Here is a 16,043-nt window from a genome sequence, read left to right on the forward strand (position 1 = left end):
CGAGACCCTGCAGCGTCAACTCCTGACCCCCCTGCCCCAGGTCGACCGCCTCCGATTCGCCGCCCGTTACCAGCCGGCCCGCCAGGCCTCGGAGGTCGGTGGGGACTGGTACGACGCCTTCCTCCTGGCCGACGGTGCCACGGCCCTGGTCATCGGTGACGTGGTCGGCCACGACCTCCACGCCGCCGCGCACATGGCCGAGGTCCGCAACATGCTGCGCGCCCTGGCCTGGGACCGCCAAGAGCCTCCCGCCGAGATCGTACGACGGCTGGACGACGTCATGACCCACACCAGCGACGCACCCATGGCCACCGCCGTCTTCGCCCGCATCGAAGGACCCGACGGCGGACCCTGGCACCTGCACTGGGCCAACGCCGGCCACCCGCCACCGCTGCTCATCACCGCCGACGGCCACGCCCGCTACCTGGAGAACGGTCACGGCCCCCTGCTCGGTATGAGTTCCGCCCTGAAGTTGGGTCTGGAGTGGCCCGACAACCACGAGGAACTCCCCGAACGCTCCACACTGCTGCTCTACACCGACGGCCTGGTCGAAAGGCGTGGCCAGGACCTCGACAAGGGGCTGGAGAACCTACGCCGGCACGCCGCCGACCTGATCGACCATGACCTGGAGGACTTCTTGGACGAACTCCTCGCGCGCATCGAGCCCGAAGGGGACGACGTCGCCCTGCTGGCCCTACGCCTTCCCGCCCTGGGAGAGGGCAGAGCCGAGGACGACGTGGCGCCCCCACAACACGCGCACAGCCCCGCCGCCCCCGACCGGAGGGCTCCCGGCGCCTGGGTCGAAGGCAGCCTGGTCAGGAACACCTCCGATCCCGCCTAAGTCCGCACGCGGCGCCGAAGGCGAGGCCGCGTGCTCTTTGGACGAGGCACCCCAGGCCTCCTGTGGGGGCTCGTGTGGAAGCAGGACGGTGGGATCGAAGATCCGAGCTCCTCAGGTGTACGCCACGAGCCCTCCTTCCTTCCACACTCCCCGCGGGCGACGGCCCCTTCTCAAAGCGGATCGAATCTTAGTTTGGAATTACTCCAGAAAACTGGTTCAATGCGAGGAAGCACCGGAGCGGTTCCGGCGAGCGTCGGCGGACAAGACACCGCGCCACCCCCGACGGACCGTTCTCTCGGGTGTCATGAGGCCCGAGACCAGCCTTAGGTGAGCCCCACGCTGCCAGCGGAGGAACAAGGAACACATGTCGTACCAGGACAACACCAAGCCCCTGACCACGGCGAACGGTGCTCCCGTCGCCAACAACCAGGACAGCCTCACGGCCGGCCCTCGCGGCCCCATGCTGCTGCAGGACCTCTGGTTCCTGGAGAAGCTGGCCCACTTCGACCGTGAGGTCATCCCCGAGCGTCGCATGCACGCCAAGGGTTCCGGCGCCTTCGGTACCTTCACCGTCACCAACGACATCACGAAGTACACCAAGGCCGCGATCTTCTCCGAGGTCGGCAAACAGACCGAGATGTTCGCCCGTTTCTCGACCGTCGCCGGTGAGCGCGGCGCCGCCGACGCCGAGCGCGACATCCGCGGCTTCGCCCTGCGCTTCTACACCGAAGAAGGCAACTGGGACATCGTCGGCAACAACACCCCGGTCTTCTTCTTCCGTGACCCGCTGAAGTTCCCCGACCTCAACCGCGCCGTCAAGCGCGACCCGCGCACCAACATGCGCTCGCCCGAGAACAACTGGGACTTTTGGACCAACCTCCCCGAGGCCCTGCACCAGGTCACCATCGTCATGTCGGACCGTGGCATCCCCGCGAGCTACCGTCACATGCACGGCTTCGGATCGCACACCTTCTCCTTCATCAACGCCGAGAACGAGCGAGTCTGGGTCAAGTTCCACTTCCGCACCCAGCAGGGCATCAAGAACCTCACCGACGAAGAGGCCGCCAAGGTCGTCGCCGACGACCGCGAGTCCTCCCAGCGTGACCTGTACGAGGCCATCGAGCGGGGCGAGAACCCCAAGTGGACCATGTACATCCAGGTCATGACCGAGGCCGAGGCCGAGGAATACCGCTTCCACCCCTTCGACCTGACCAAGGTCTGGTCCAAGAAGGACCACCCCCTCATCGAGGTCGGCGAGTTCGAGCTCAACCGCAACCCCGAGAACTACTTCGCCGACGTGGAGCAGGCCGCCTTCACCCCGGCCAACCTGGTCCCCGGCGTCGGGGTCTCCCCCGACCGCATGCTCCAGGGTCGTCTGTTCTCCTACGGTGACGCCGCCCGCTACCGTGTGGGCGTCAACCACCACCAGATCCCGGTCAACTACCCGCGTGGCGCCAAGATGGTCAACACCTACCACCGTGACGGTGCCATGCGTGTGGACGGCAACCAGGGCAGCGTCCCGGGCATCGAGCCGAACTCCTACGGCCGCTGGCAGGAGCAGCCCGCCTACGCCGAGCCTGCTCTGGGCGTGGGCGCCAACGCCGACCGGTTCAACTACCGCGAGGACGACGACAACTACTTCCAGCAGCCCGGTGACCTCTTCCGCCTGATGAACGCCGAGGAGCAGGAGCGGCTGTTCTCGAACACCGCACGCGCGATCAACGGTGCCTCCGCGGCCACCATCGAGCGTCACATCGACAACTGCACCAAGGCCGACCCGGCCTACGGTGAGGGTGTGCGCAAGGCCATCGAGGCCCTCAAGGCCGGCCGGCTGTAAGCCGTCCACCCTTTGAGAAGAGCCGGCACGGGCGACCGTGCCGGCTCTTGGGCGTCTCGGGGAGACGTTGTGACGGCGAAGGAGGTCAGGGCAGCAGTTCGGTTCGGCCGAACATCTGCGCGGTGGCACGGGCACTGGGCGTTCCGGCGTCGAGGTCGGCCCCGGCCGCGACCAGGATCCGGACGACCTCTTCCTCCCCCTTGAAGAGTGCACCCGCCACGGGCGACTGGTCCCGGTCATTGCGTAGATCCACGTCGGCTCCGCCACGTATCAGGGCGTCGACGGTCCCTTCGTGGCCGTGGTAGGCGGCGAGCATCAGCAGGGTGTTGCCGCCCGGGTCGCGGACGTCGATGGGAAGCCCGTGATCGAGGAATTCGAGTAGTTCCGAGGTCCGTCCTCCTCGGGCCATGTCCATGGCCAGTGCGATGACCCGCTCGGTCTGCTCCGGTGACAGTGCGTTCATGAACCCCATGCTAGAAGCCCTCTTCCCACGCGACGTGCACTCCGGGGGTGGGTCATCCACAGGCTCTCCGAACCGATCGCGAAAGTGCTCCGTCCCGCAGGGACGGCCATGTCCACACCAAGGTGGGATGGTGGTTCAGTCGCAGCAACAACAGTTGCAGTTCTCACAGCACGAGCAGTTCTGGCAGCAGTTGCAGGCCTCACAACAGCCGCCACAGGTGTCACTGAGGCAGTCGCAGGTTTCGCACCAACCATCCCTGGGTTCACCCGACCAGGGACCGGGGTGGGGATCACGGCAACAGAACTGGCAGGTGCCGCACATGAACAACGCCGCCGCGCAGCCCGCCAGGAGGCCTCGGCTCCGGGGCGGTTCCTCCAGAGCGGGGGTGTCGCAGGCGCAGGCGGTACAGCACCCGCTCGTGCCAGGCCCTCGGCCGGAGTCGTGGCCGCCACCATGGCCTCCTCCGTGATGCCCTGAATCGTCATGGTGGTGGCCGTAGTGCCCGGGTCCGGAGTGTCCGGCGTGGGCGAAGGTACGTCCCACGGCGCGGTGCAGTTCGGTGACCAACAGGGCCCGAACCAGGCGATCATCAGTGAACTCGGTCGCGTCCAAGGCCAGTGCCACCCCCAGAACGGCGTCGTCGCACAGTTCCCGGGCCCTCTCGGGAGTGGTCCCGGTGGCGGTGAGGGGGTTCCAGGTGCCTTGGGTCGAATCCTCCTTCTGGTCCTCGACGGCGTCCAACAGATGGGCCACCCGGCCGAACAGGCGACCGGCCTCGCGCAGGGGTTCGACGTTGGCGGGCCTATCGGCCAAGAGCGCGGTGTGCGCGAATGCCTCACCGGTGGCCTCCTCGGTGGGCGCGGTGACGAGCAACGGGTCGGTGCCGCGACCCGCGTTCCGTTCCACCTCGTGTTGGCGATCGGTCACCATCGCCAGAGCGGTGCCCTCCAAACCCAGGTCGGCGCCGGACCGGCCGGCCCTGTCCCGCCAACGACCAGCCATCCGCCCTGCGATCGCTCGCACTCCGGGCCGGGCCAAGGGCCCGTCACCGTCCTCGATGTGGTCGTTGATCTTGGCGGAGGCCAACATCAACGAGACGGAAGCGGCCAGGTGGGCGCCGGAACCGTTGGCGACCCGGGCGGTGCGCATACCGCGCAGCGGGCAAGGCCCCGCCCGACGGGTTCCGGCCTGGTCCGGGGACTGGGCCGCGGTCAGGACCGAGATGAGCAGTCCGTCATGGTTGGTGGCCATCCTGGAAGCCTGACCATGGCCGTCGCGTAGTGCCAGGCACAGGCCGCAAAGATGGGCCATCCACTCCTGAGCCAGCCCATCCGGCAGGGTATGCCGACAGGGCCGCAAGATTCCGAACACGACCGTCACCTCTTCTCACCGGGCCCTCACCTGGGGCACTCCGGCAACAGTGTTCGACCCCCATCACCGGTGTTCGGTTCTGCCCCAGCATCCCGGATTGCTCAGAGAGGAAGGCCGGGGATGGCGCGCAACAGGTCCAAGGCTCCGGTTCCGGTGCGGGCTCCGACCTCCAGGCCGATGGCGAAGACCACGATCAAGAGCAGCGAAAGCAAGAGGTACCCGGGCAGACGACGAGGGCTTCGACGCGCGGCGGCCGGGTCGGCGTCGATCCAGGACTGGTCCAATCGAGCGATCGTCCTACGTAGTTCCTGGACCTCGGTGTGGTAGTGGTCGCGTTCACCTCGCACTCTGTCCAGTTCGGCGCGTTCGGCCCGAATCGCCGCACGAGCGTCGGCGACGTCGGTGCGGGCACCCTCGGGTCCGTGTCGATCATGCCAACGCGCCAGGCGCGCCAAGGGCAGGTCGACGTAGTGGGTGGGCCAGTTGTCGTCGGGATCGGTGTGCTCCTCGTTCACACCGGGTTCGGTTTCGGCGACGTAGTCGAGGACTCCGGCATCCTCGGTCACGGACAGGACGGGCAGGGGCGGGGCATCGGTGGGACTACGCCCCTCAGCGGAGTCGAGGGGCGTCGGGGCTTGGGCCTCGGTCGGTGCGGAAGAGGAAACGGTGTGCCCTTCAGCCGAGGGGGAGACCACGGTGTTCGGGCCCTCACCGGGGGCGTCGCCCGGTCCCTCCCGATCGGTGACGGAGAACGACTCGCTCGTGTGCCGGCCTTCCTCGTCTCCAGGGGGTCCGGCGGGGTCGTTCCGTTCGGGCGGTTCCTCGGGTTCGGGGAGCTCGTCGGGTTCGAGGAACTCATCCGGTTCGGGAGGTTCCTCGACGGGGAACTCACGCTCACGCGGCCCTTCCTCCTCTTCGGAGAAGGGGTCGGGGGCCTCTTGGAGTCCCTCCTCGGGCTCGGGGAGTCTGGGGGCGGCCGGTGAAGGCTCGGGCTCGGGGGCGAGGACTTTCCCATTCCGAAGGTGGGAGTCCGGCGTCGAGGCGACCGGCTCCGTCCAGTGCGACGTGAGGCCCTCCGGAAGGGGTTCGGTCTCATCGGTGACCGCTCTCACGGACGTCTCGGTCACCTGGGGTCGGGGATCGAACCAGTCACGGAGCAAGGCGAACCGGTCGGCGAAAGTGGTGGCTTCGGGCACGCCCCTGTCACGCAGGTGTTCGGCCAGGGTGTCCCCGCCCTGCTCGCGTAGGAGAGTGACCAGGCCCTCGGCGACCTTGAAGTATTCGAGTGGGGACGGGGTGAGGAAGGGGGCGTGGGCCCGGGCCTCTTCAATGGGCGGACCGAAGACCAGGTGGGGCCCGTCCTCCACGCCCAGGATCGGGTCGTAGGTGGAGAAGGACCAACTCCACCCAGCGGCGGGGATGACGGTGGGCGGAGTGAGCACGTCGTGCAGGATCCGGTGCATTCCCCATAGGAAACGCAATTGGGTCGCCTGCCACAGATCGGCCCGGTCCGGGTCCAGGGTGATCTGGACCGGCCGCTCGGGGTGGGCCAGGACACGGGCCACGGCCCCGGTGAGGAGGGGTTCGTCGCCGATGCCGACCTCGGCGGCGCGCCTGTCGCGGGTGCGCATGGCCCCGGGGGTCGCGGCCCGCTCCCAGGGCTCGGGGGCGCGCAGGGTTCTCATGGTCGCCCAGCCGGGAGCCGGTGGTCTGTTCTGATCGGGACGAGTGTTGGGGTTCTCGTGCAAGGCGAGGATCCGGGGCAGAGTGAGCCCGCGGGTGGGGCCGACGATCGCCCAGGCGTGGGCCTGACGCACGTCTCCGGGCCAGCGGTAGACCAGGGCGCTCTGTCCGTCCGGGTAGTGGCGCGCCCACAGGGTTTCGGGGTAGTCACCCGGATCCACGCCCGGCAAGGCGGACCGGTAGTCGGCGGTGAGGGCGGGAAGCAGCCGGTCACGCCAGGAACGCAGGACGGGCTGGTCCGGTTGTGACAGGGAGGTGGCTGAGGGTCCGGGACCGACGCGCCCCAGGAGGGTGGGCTCGGCCCAGGCGAAGTGAATCTGGTGGTAAGTGCCGTTTCTCTCGCCCGACTCTCTGTCGGGCGACTCCACGCTCTCGGGCAAGTGGCCCCTCCCACCAATTCACGAATCGTCCACTGTGGCCGGTCCGGCCGCGCTTCTTTCCTGGTCCTGCTCGCAAGAGGGCCCCGTGCACACGTTCCGGTCACCCGGTCAAGCCCTCTGAAAGCATCCGCAAACAGTCCCTAGGGAAAGGTATCCGCCGTGAGCTACAGGAAACCGCAGAAGCGGAGCTATGCGGTCGTTTGCGATGTTTACGAAGAAAGGTGGGACGCGGCGAGGGCATGGCGAAGCACCATCCGGTGAGCGGCCGGGTGGGGGTGGGGCGCGTCGGGCGGGGCGCGTCGGGTCGGGCGGGGTTGTGGTTGTTGGGCGACTTGCAGGTGGATTCTTCCCCCTTTCCCCGACGCGTGCCACACCCCACCCGCGTCCCGCCCGAGGCGTCCATGCCCACCTTGGGCGCCCCATCATCGGCCCAAGGACGCGACCACCGGGACCCTCTTTGCGATCGGTGTCGTGTAGGGCCGACCCGGCCTAGGGTCTTCATCGTCCCGATCATGGCGCGACGTGCTCGGTAGGACCTGACTCGCTCCGGGCCGATCCCATGGCGCGATCCGGCCGTGGGGATGTCAGTCCCCGCTGCCCCGAATGGCGCCCACCACCGCCGCGGTGAGGTCGTCGATGATCTCCTCCTCGCTCACTTCAGGGTGTTCGAGCCACCACTCCCCCGCGGCCTGAACCATGCCGACCACGGCGTGCGCGGCGATCTGGGCGCGCAGTCGGCCGCGGATCCGGCGTTCGATGATCAATAGGTCGGCGAGCTCCTCGCCCAGTCGGCGGACCATGAGCCCGAGATCACTGCGGGTACGCACGTCCTCGGAGGTGGCCCGGTCCATGAGGAACCGATAGAGGTTGAGGTTCTGCGAGATCATCGACAGGTAGGCACCGACGGTGGCGCGGGCACGTATCTCGAAGTCGGTGTACTGGTAGAGCTCGCTGCGGATGCGCTCGATCAGCGGATCGACGTGGCGGCCGGCCAGCGCCTGGTAGAGGCCGCTCTTGTCACCGAAGTGCCGGTAGAGGATGGGTTTGCTGATGCCCGCCTCGGTGGCGATGGCGATCATGGAGGCGTCGGGACCATCACGTTGGATCACCCGGTCCGCGGCGTCCAGGATGGTCTTGCGTCGTTCGGGGTCGCGTCCGCGCGCGCTGCGCCCTCGGCGGGGCGTGGTGAAGCCCGGGCCCGAGCAGGTCGACGAAGAGGCGCTCACACCGGTCCCACCGGGGGCGCCACGATCACCGGAGGCGGTCTGTTGGGTGTTTTCGAAGGCCACAAGGGTCCACCGTAGCGGTTCGGGGGATGGTCAGGACCGGATCGCGATCCAGGTGGCGCGGGCCTGGGCGAACAGCACTCCATCGGCGTCGTACAGGGCGCTGTCGGTGTGGACCTTACGGCCATCCACCGACCTCAGCCGGCCCATGACCACCTGGGTCGTGCCCACCTCGGGGACGCGCAGCACCTGGGCCGTGAACCGACCCAACAGAATGGGTCGGCCCTTGATGTCGTGGGACCAGCCTCCGGGGCAGTCCAGCGCCGCCCATACCTGTTCGAAGGCGGCGTGGCCGGTCCCGTCGTCGGTGGCAGGAAGGACCCGCCAGGTGCAGGCGACGGTGTTGCCGACGTTGGAGGGCCCCTCACCTGGGAGCACCTGACCGGGGAACAGACGCAGGCCCTCACCCTCGGCCCGTTCGGGGCCGCAACTGTAACAGCGGGGGAAGGGGTGGTCGGTCAGACCTGGGTAGAGCCGGCTCGCCTTCTCGGCCTCGCTCACGGAGACGGGGCCACCGGGTATGACCTCTTGGTCGAAGGAGTCGACGCGAACCGCCTCGGCGACCAGACGAGCGCGGTCCCGGGGGTCCTCGATGGTGGGGTCGACCAGGCGCAGGGCTTCCTCGTCGTCGGCTGCCACGACCAGTTCCCGATCCAACGGCAGCGGGGCGCGCAGGGTGACCTGGACCACCGGACCTCCCACGGAGGTGAGGTGGCGGGCGAGCAGGCCCGCCCCATAGCCGCCGTTGCCAGAACCGTCGGGGCCGTTGAACGCGGCGGGGGTGGGNGGTCATGTGGAGGGCGCCGTTGCCTGGTGTCATGGGCCACAGGGTATCGGGCGCCTTCGCGGGGCCCACCCCCGGCCCGGCGAGGCCCGGTTCGTTGGCTTTCGACGACCAAGTACCGAAAGTCGCGGAGCGACCACGGAAGGCAAGAAAAATTTCGGAGTGGCCCGTGGACCGTGCCTTGAAATCCGCTTTTCATGCCCTTTCACGGTCACGAAACACCGCCCCTTGGGACGACGCCCCAACTCACGGCCCCTCATCAAGAAAAATGAAGACAAACGCGGAAATTCATGGGTATATCCCCTCATGGAATCATGGGATGATATGCCAAATCGACTCGTTCGAGGGTCATGACGAACGCCGGATACCCAGGCAAGACAGGGCCTTCGGAAAGAAGATTCGTCACGATCGCATCACCAAATCTCCCCCTCTGCTCACTTTCAGCCCCAAAACCGTCTCAGGTGTGCAACACCCGGTGCCCGGCTATTGCCTTACACCTGAAACCACACCCAGAATCCGTTCTATTCCAATCCTGGACAAATCCCCTTGAACGGTAGAGGAAACCCTCTGTGAGAAACATCGGGAAGATCACCAAGGCCACAGCTGTGGTCACTGCGGGAGTGCTGGCGCTCTCCGCTTGTTCCTCCAACGGCGGTGGAGACGCCGACGCCACCGGTGGAGGCTCCACCATCACCCTGGCCTGGGACCAGGAGTACGACAGCTACAACAACACCACCGCCGGAGCCAACTCCAGCAAGAACGCCATCGTCAACCATGGCTTGACCAGCGGTTTCTGGTACTTCGGCGAGGGCGGCAAGGTGACCCCCAACACCGACTTCGGTAGCTACGAGCTGGTCTCCGAAGACCCCCAGATCGTCGAGTACTCCATCCACCCCGACGCCGTCTGGTCCGATGGCGAGGCCATCGACTGTGCCGACGCCATGCTGTGGTGGGCCCAGCAGAGCGGTAGGTACGACTTCTCCGTCATCGGCACCGGTGGCACCGAGGACACCCTGATGCCCGACTGCGAGATCGGGGACAAGGAGTTCGCGCTCGAGTACGAGAAGCCCTACGCCGACTGGGCCAGCAACGGACCCAGCAACGGCAACACCACCATGATGCCCGCCCACGTGGTGGCCGAACAGGGTGGTCTGACCACCGAGGAACTGGTTCAGGCGATCCGGGACGAGGACAACGACGCGCTCGCCGAGGCCGCCGAGTTCTTCAACGAGGGCTGGGTCGTCAGCGGCGCGCTGCCCGACGCCGAACTCATCCCCTCCTCCGGCCCCTACAAGCTCGCCTCCTACGAGGCCGGCCAGTCCCTGACCCTGGAGGTCAACGAGAACTGGTGGGGTGAGGCGCCGGCCACCGACAACATCGTCGTGCGCTGGATCGCCTCCGACGAGCAGACCCAGGCCCTGGAGAACCTCGAGATCAACATCATGCGGCCGCAGCCCACGGTCGACCTGATCGACCAGCTCGACGCCCTGGAGGGAGTCCAGCACGAGGTCTACGACGAGTACATCTACGAGCACCTGGACTTCAACTTCGACTCCAGCCCCTTCGAGGAGTACGAGCTGCGTGAGGCCTTCGCGCACTGCGTGCCACGCCAGCTGATCGTGGACAACCTCATCAAGCCGGTCCAGCCCGAGGCCGAGACGATGGACGTTCGCAACATCTCGCCCTTCGACCCCGGTTACGACGAGGCCGTGGCGGCCAGCGGCGGCGATGAGTGGGCCGAGGTCGACCTCGACCGTTCCCGTGAACTCCTCGAAGAGCTCGACATGGTCGGCCAGGAGGTGCGCCTGGGCTTCATCGGTGGCAACCCCCGTCGTGCCCAGACCGCCGAGCTGATCAAGTCCTCCTGTGACGAGGCCGGCTTCGACGTCCAGATCAACGCCGAGGACACCTTCTTCGACACCGATGGCGGCCTGTCGCAGAACACCTACGACGTGGCCATGTTCGCCTGGTCCGGCTCGGCCGAGGTCAGCGGTTGGAACTCCACCTTCCGCAGCCCCGAGGAGTGCACCGCCGACGGTAAGGGCAACAACAACGGCTGCTACTCCAACGACGAGCTCGACGGGCTGCTGGAGGACATCCTCCAAGAGCCCGACTTCGACAACCGTCTGGAGATCATCAACGAGATCGAGACGATCTTGTGGGACGACCTGGTGACGATCCCGCTGTTCAGCCACCCGGGCACCGCGGCCTGGAGTGACAACCTGGGCAACATCGTCCCCAACCCCGCGCAGACCGACATCGTCTGGAACATGTGGGAGTGGACGGCTCAGTAGGCCGTACCTTCCGCCACGCGTGACCGGCCGCGCCGACCGGTGAGAACCGCCGGTCGGCGCGGTCGCCGACTCGGGACCGGAAAAGGCCGACATGACCTTTTTCGGTCCCTTCCGCTGCGCGTGGCCGTTCCCTGACCTCCTCAGGAGTCAGTACAAGTGCTCGTCTTCATCGCGCGAAGACTCGTCGTCTCCCTCTTCGTGCTCTTCGCCTCCACCTTCGTGATGTTCGTTCTCGCGGCCAACGTCGGCGACCCCCTGGCGGACCTCAGGGAACTCCCCGAGAATGACCGCGAGGCCGCGATGGCGGAGCGGATCGAACGCATGAACCTCGATCTGCCCGTCATAGCCCGCTACTTCCTCTGGTTGAGAGGCGCCCTCACCGGTGACCTCGGTGTCAACCGACAGGGGCAGGACGTCAACATCCTGCTCACCGACGCCATCTCGGCCACCATGCAACTCGTGGTGGCGGCCACCGTCCTGGCCATCGTCATCGGTATCGCGATCGGCATCATCTCGGCGCTGCGCCAGTACAGCGGTTTCGACCACGTGGTCACCTTCGGTGCCTTCGTGGCCTTCTCCCTGCCCATCTTCTGGGTCGGTGTCCTGCTCAAGCAGTTCGGCGCGATCGAGTTCAACAACTGGTTGGCCCGACCCACCATCCCCACCCTGGTCATCGTCTTGGTCTCGGTCCTGGTCGGTCTGGCCTGGAGCTCGCTGATGGTGGGCGACCGGCGCACTCGGCTCCTCGCCTTCTTCGGGGCCGGCGGCGTCACCGCGGTGATCCTGCTGTGGATCTCGGCCACCACCTGGTTCGCCGACCCCGGTTTGGGGCCGGTGGTCATCGCGCTCAGCGCCCTCGGCGGCGCGGTGGGCATCTCCGTTCTGGTCTGCGGTCCCAAGCCGAGCCGACCGATGTACGCGGCCCTGACCGCCGCGGTGGTCGGCACGGTGCTCTCCTTCGTACTCACACCCGTCCTGGCCGACCCGAACCTGCTGATCATCCTCGGGCTCGCGGTCACCACCGTCATCGTGTGCGTGGGCATCGGCTATGGCTTCGGTGGTGTACTGCACCGGCGCAACGCGATCGCCACGGCGGTGTGGACGGGACTGTTCACCGGCGGCGTGATCTTCGTCGACCGCATGTTGCAGTCCTTCGCTTCCTACAGCCGCTCGGTACAGGGCCGCCCCATCTCCACCGTGGGTGCCGCCACTCCCAACTACCAGGGCACCTTCTGGGAGACGTCCCTGGACTCGGTCGGTCACCTGGCTTTGCCGACCCTGGCCCTGATCCTGGTCTCCCTGGCCACCTACACCCGGTACAGCCGCGCGAGCATGCTCGAAGTGATGAACCAGGACTACGTGCGCACCGCCCGGGCCAAGGGCCTGCCCGAGCGCACGGTCATCACCCGCCACGCCTTCCGTAACGGCCTCATCCCCATCACGACCCTGGTCGCCTACGACTTCGGCACCGTGATCGGCGGCGCGGTGGTCACCGAGACGGTCTTCGGTTGGCGAGCCATGGGCCACCTGTTACTCACCGGTCTCAACGAGGCCGACCCGGCACCGATCATGGCGTTCTTCGTGGTCTCGGGCGGCGCGATCGTCGTGTTCAACATGGTCGCCGACATCGCCTACGCCTACCTCGACCCGCGGATCCGGCTCTCGTGAAGGAAGGAGAAGCACACATGAACGACCATGACCGGACTTCACCAGAGTCGCCGGACGCCGAACACGATCCGGGCGCCCAGGAGGCACCGTCCTCCTCCGAAGCACAGGGCATGAACATCGCCGCCCGCACCCAGTGGCAGCTCGTCCGCGGCCGATTCTTCCGGCACAAGGCCGCCCTGCTCGGCATGTTCCTGCTGCTGGGGGTGGTGCTGCTGGCCTTCACCTCGGTGGGCATCGGCCCCCTTCCGGGGTGGTGGGACAAGTCACCCATGGCGACCGGCCCCCTGCACGAAGGCGGAAGGCCGACCCTGAGCTTGGTTCCGGAGTTCCTCGGCGGCGCAGGCCTGGCCCTGGGTGAGCACCCCTTCGGCCAGGACAACGTGGGCAAGGACTACTTCGCGCTGACCATGCGCGGCGCCCAGGTATCCCTCATCATCGCCTTCCTGGTGGGCATCGTCGCCACGATCGTGGCCACCGTGATCGGCGCCTGCGCGGGTTACTTCCGCGGTTGGACCGAGACGGTGCTGATGCGCATCACCGACGTGCTCATCGCCATCCCCCTCCTGGCCATCGCCGCGGCGGCGGCCAAGATCGCCGGCCAAGCCGGCATCTTCTACCTCGGAATCGTCCTGGGTCTGGTCACCTGGACCCAGACCGCCCGACTGGTACGCAGCGCCGTGCTGTCACTGCGCGAGAAGGAGTTCGTCGAGGCCGCGCGCTCGGTGGGCACCTCCTCGGTGCGCATCATCTTCAAGCACATCCTGCCGAACACGGTGGGTGTGATCATCGTCAGCGTGACCCTGGCCATCGCGGCGGCGGTGCTCCTGGAGTCCGCGCTGTCCTTCCTGAACATGGGCGTACAGCCACCGGACACCTCACTGGGACGGCTGATCACCGACTACCGGAGCGCGATGGGAACGCGGCCCTGGCTGTTCTACTGGCCCGGCCTGTTCATCATCCTGATCGCGCTGTCGGTGAACTTCATCGGTGACGGTCTGCGCGACGCCTTCGATCCACGACAGAACAGGGTGCGTGACTGATGACGCAATCCCCACAGACACCACCACCCTTTGAATCGGCACTGCTGGAGTCGGTCGGGGCGAACGCCTCCGTCACGGCCACCGCCGAATCGGTCCACACCGCCAAGACCCTCGCGGACTCCAAGGGACCCACCGAGAACGAGGTCCTGCGAGTCGAGAACCTGAGCGTGGAGTTCCCCACCGACGACGGCGTGGTCAAGGCCGTGCGCGATGTCTCCTATTCGCTGCGCGAGCGCGAGGTGCTGAGCATCGTCGGAGAGTCGGGGTCGGGCAAGTCGGTCTCCTCCATGGCGCTGATGGGTCTACTGCCGCGCAGCGCGCGCGTCAGTGGCCGTGTGCTCTATCGCGGCAAGGACCTGCTGACCATGCGGGAGAAGGAGCGACGTTCTCTCCGCGGCCGCAGGATCTCGATGGTCTTCCAGGACCCGATGACCGCCCTCAACCCGGTCCACACCATCGGCGACCAACTGGCCGAGGCGGTCCTGGCGCACAGCCTGGTTCCGCCCAAGCAGGCGCTCGAGCGAGCCCGAGAGATGCTCGACCTGGTCGGTATCCCCCAGGCCGCCCAACGGCTGCGCAGCTACCCGCACGAGTTCTCCGGAGGTATGCGTCAGCGGGTCATGATCGCGATGGCGATCATCAACAACCCGGACGTGATCATCGCCGACGAACCGACCACGGCCTTGGACGTCACCGTCCAGGCCCAGATCCTGGAGAAGCTGCTGGAGGTCAAGGACGCCGTCAACGCGGCGATCCTGCTGATCACCCACGACCTGGGCGTGGTCGCGGGCCTGGCACACCGGGTGCTGGTCATGTACGCGGGCACCCCCGTGGAGGTCGGCGAGACCGACGACGTGTTCTATCGGACCCGCATGCCCTACACGGCGGGCCTGCTCGGGTCGATTCCGTCGATGACCGGTGCGCACGGCGAGCGGCTGCGTCCCATCCAGGGGACCCCGCCGTCGTTGATCAACCTGCCCTCGGGGTGTCCCTTCGCCCCGCGCTGCCCGTTGGCCGACGCCACCTGTCGCGCGTCGGAGCCCCCTTTGGCCCTGACCAATGGTGAACGGGTATCGAACCAGGACCTTCCCCAGGACGCCGGGCGCTACCGAGAACATCTGTCGGCCTGCCACCACTGGGAACGGTTGGCGGCGGTCGAGGACCCGACGACCTTCTTCAGAAACGGGGGTCAGAACCCATGACGACGACACAGCACGAGCCGGAGGCCCAAGACGAGTCCGCGCCGGCTCTGCTCGAGGTGAACGATCTCGAGGTCCGCTTCCCCATTCACGGCTCGGGTTTCCTGCGCCGTGTGGTGGGACACGTGCACGCCGTCAGCGGAGTGTCCCTGCGGCTGGCCGAACAGGAAACGCTGGGCGTGGTCGGAGAGTCCGGATGTGGCAAGTCCACGACCGGCCGGGCGATCCTGCAGCTGGTGAAGCCGACCTCCGGTTCCGTTCGATACCGGGGCGAGGAACTGACCTCGATGTCCTCGGCGGGAATGCAGCGGGTACGACGGGAAGCGGGCATCGTCTTCCAGGACCCCTACGCCTCGCTCAACCCGAAGCTACCGGTCAACGACATCATCGCCGAGCCGCTCAAGGTGCACCGCCGCTGGCGCGAAGGCGGGCCGGAGCGGGTGGCCGAGCTGCTGAACATGGTGGGGTTGAGCCCCGAACATGGCAACCGGTACCCGCACGAGTTCTCCGGGGGGCAACGACAGCGGGTGGGCATCGCCCGGGCGCTGGCGTTGGAGCCCAAACTCTTGGTACTGGACGAGCCGGTCTCGGCCTTGGACGTGTCGGTTCAGGCCGGGGTGGTGAACCTGTTGGAGGACCTCCAGGAACGACTGGGGCTGTCCTACATCTTCATCGCCCACGACCTGTCGGTGGTGCGCCACATCTCCGACCGAGTGGCCGTGATGTACCTGGGGCGCGTGGTGGAGACGGGAACACGGGAGGACATCTACGACCGTGCTTCCCACCCCTACACCCAGGCGCTGCTGTCGGCCGCGCCTTGGACGGATCCACGCCAAGAGCGGGTGCGTGAGCGCATCGTCCTCACCGGTGACGTGCCGAGCCCGGTGAACCCGCCCAGCGGTTGCCGGTTCCGGACTCGCTGTTGGAAGGCCCAACAGGTGTGCGCCGAGCAGACGCCGGAGCTCATCGACCGGGGAAGCGGACACCCGGTGGCCTGCCACTTCCCGGATTGAGCACGTGAGAAAGGGGCGGGTGTGACGGGGCTCCTCCTCCCGTCTCACCCGCCCCTGGTCCGTGGGCCTTCGGCTAGCGGATGGGCAGGCCGGTGATGGTGCGGCCGATGATGAGCTTTTGGAT

At 67.1% G+C, this 16,043-nt stretch carries 12 protein-coding genes; 7 read left to right on the top strand and 5 right to left on the bottom strand.

What is annotated here, in order from left to right; genetic code table 11:
- A partial coding sequence (locus D472_RS26375; RefSeq protein WP_017606967.1) for a PP2C family protein-serine/threonine phosphatase occupies positions 1-841 on the top strand: 841 nt, incomplete at its 5' end.
- Between the two features lie 364 nt (positions 842-1,205).
- Entirely contained in the window at positions 1,206-2,678 is a 1,473-nt protein-coding gene (locus tag D472_RS0123940) for a catalase (RefSeq protein ID WP_017606968.1), read from the top strand.
- Positions 2,679-2,763: 85 nt separating this feature from the next.
- Here D472_RS0123940 and D472_RS0123945 read toward each other — a convergent pair whose 3' ends face one another.
- From D472_RS0123945 to D472_RS26990, 5 genes are all read right to left on the bottom strand, one after another.
- The gene (locus D472_RS0123945; protein ID WP_026118019.1) at positions 2,764-3,141 is read right to left on the bottom strand and encodes an ankyrin repeat domain-containing protein; all 378 of its coding nucleotides are present in this window, start codon (positions 3,139-3,141) and stop codon (positions 2,764-2,766) included.
- A 135-nt stretch (positions 3,142-3,276) separates the two neighbouring features.
- Positions 3,277-4,512: a DUF5685 family protein gene (locus D472_RS0123950; protein WP_026118020.1), complete on the bottom strand. Its 1,236-nt coding sequence runs from the start codon at positions 4,510-4,512 to the stop codon at positions 3,277-3,279.
- 101 nt (positions 4,513-4,613) lie between these two features.
- Positions 4,614-6,635 carry a hypothetical protein gene (locus D472_RS0123955; protein WP_051046066.1) on the bottom strand — a complete coding sequence of 674 codons (2,022 nt, stop codon included), beginning with the start codon at positions 6,633-6,635 and terminating at the stop codon, positions 4,614-4,616.
- 584 nt (positions 6,636-7,219) lie between these two features.
- Entirely contained in the window at positions 7,220-7,924 is a 705-nt protein-coding gene (locus D472_RS0123960) for a TetR/AcrR family transcriptional regulator (RefSeq protein WP_017606971.1), read from the bottom strand.
- A gap of 30 nt (positions 7,925-7,954) precedes the next feature.
- Positions 7,955-8,611 (bottom strand): hypothetical protein, encoded by a 657-nt coding sequence (locus D472_RS26990; RefSeq protein WP_017606972.1) that lies wholly within the window; start codon positions 8,609-8,611, stop codon positions 7,955-7,957.
- A 663-nt stretch (positions 8,612-9,274) separates the two neighbouring features.
- Between D472_RS26990 and D472_RS0123970 the strand changes: the two genes are divergently transcribed.
- The 5 genes from D472_RS0123970 to D472_RS29450 all read left to right on the top strand — a co-directional run bounded on the left by D472_RS0123970 (position 9,275) and on the right by D472_RS29450 (position 15,919).
- A complete protein-coding gene (locus D472_RS0123970; protein WP_026118022.1) occupies positions 9,275-10,999 on the top strand; it encodes an ABC transporter family substrate-binding protein in 1,725 nt (574 codons plus the stop codon).
- A gap of 156 nt (positions 11,000-11,155) precedes the next feature.
- A complete protein-coding gene (locus D472_RS0123975; protein ID WP_017606974.1) occupies positions 11,156-12,667 on the top strand; it encodes an ABC transporter permease in 1,512 nt (503 codons plus the stop codon).
- A 17-nt stretch (positions 12,668-12,684) separates the two neighbouring features.
- Entirely contained in the window at positions 12,685-13,707 is a 1,023-nt protein-coding gene (locus D472_RS0123980; RefSeq protein ID WP_017606975.1) for an ABC transporter permease, read from the top strand.
- Positions 13,707-14,909, top strand: coding sequence for an oligopeptide/dipeptide ABC transporter ATP-binding protein (locus D472_RS29445; protein ID WP_017606976.1), 1,203 nt, complete (start codon positions 13,707-13,709; stop codon positions 14,907-14,909). The genes D472_RS0123980 and D472_RS29445 overlap by 1 nt, the downstream gene beginning before the upstream one ends.
- Positions 14,906-15,919, top strand: a complete 1,014-nt coding sequence (locus D472_RS29450) for an oligopeptide/dipeptide ABC transporter ATP-binding protein (protein WP_017606977.1) — start codon at positions 14,906-14,908, stop codon at positions 15,917-15,919. The genes D472_RS29445 and D472_RS29450 overlap by 4 nt, the downstream gene beginning before the upstream one ends.
- Positions 15,920-16,043 lie beyond the last annotated feature (124 nt).

The sequence above is a fragment of the Nocardiopsis alkaliphila YIM 80379 genome (assembly GCF_000341005.1).
Lineage (GTDB): Bacteria > Actinomycetota > Actinomycetes > Streptosporangiales > Streptosporangiaceae > Nocardiopsis > Nocardiopsis alkaliphila.

Excerpts from the sequence above, each read along its gene's own strand:
- D472_RS0123980 (WP_017606975.1), top strand. The coding sequence starts at position 12,685 with ATGAACGACCATGACCGGACTTCACCAGAGTCGCCGGACGCCGAACAC.
- D472_RS0123945 (WP_026118019.1), bottom strand. The coding sequence starts at position 3,141 with ATGAACGCACTGTCACCGGAGCAGACCGAGCGGGTCATCGCACTGGCC.
- D472_RS29450 (WP_017606977.1), top strand. The coding sequence starts at position 14,906 with ATGACGACGACACAGCACGAGCCGGAGGCCCAAGACGAGTCCGCGCCG.
- D472_RS0123940 (WP_017606968.1), top strand. The coding sequence starts at position 1,206 with ATGTCGTACCAGGACAACACCAAGCCCCTGACCACGGCGAACGGTGCT.
- D472_RS29445 (WP_017606976.1), top strand. The coding sequence starts at position 13,707 with ATGACGCAATCCCCACAGACACCACCACCCTTTGAATCGGCACTGCTG.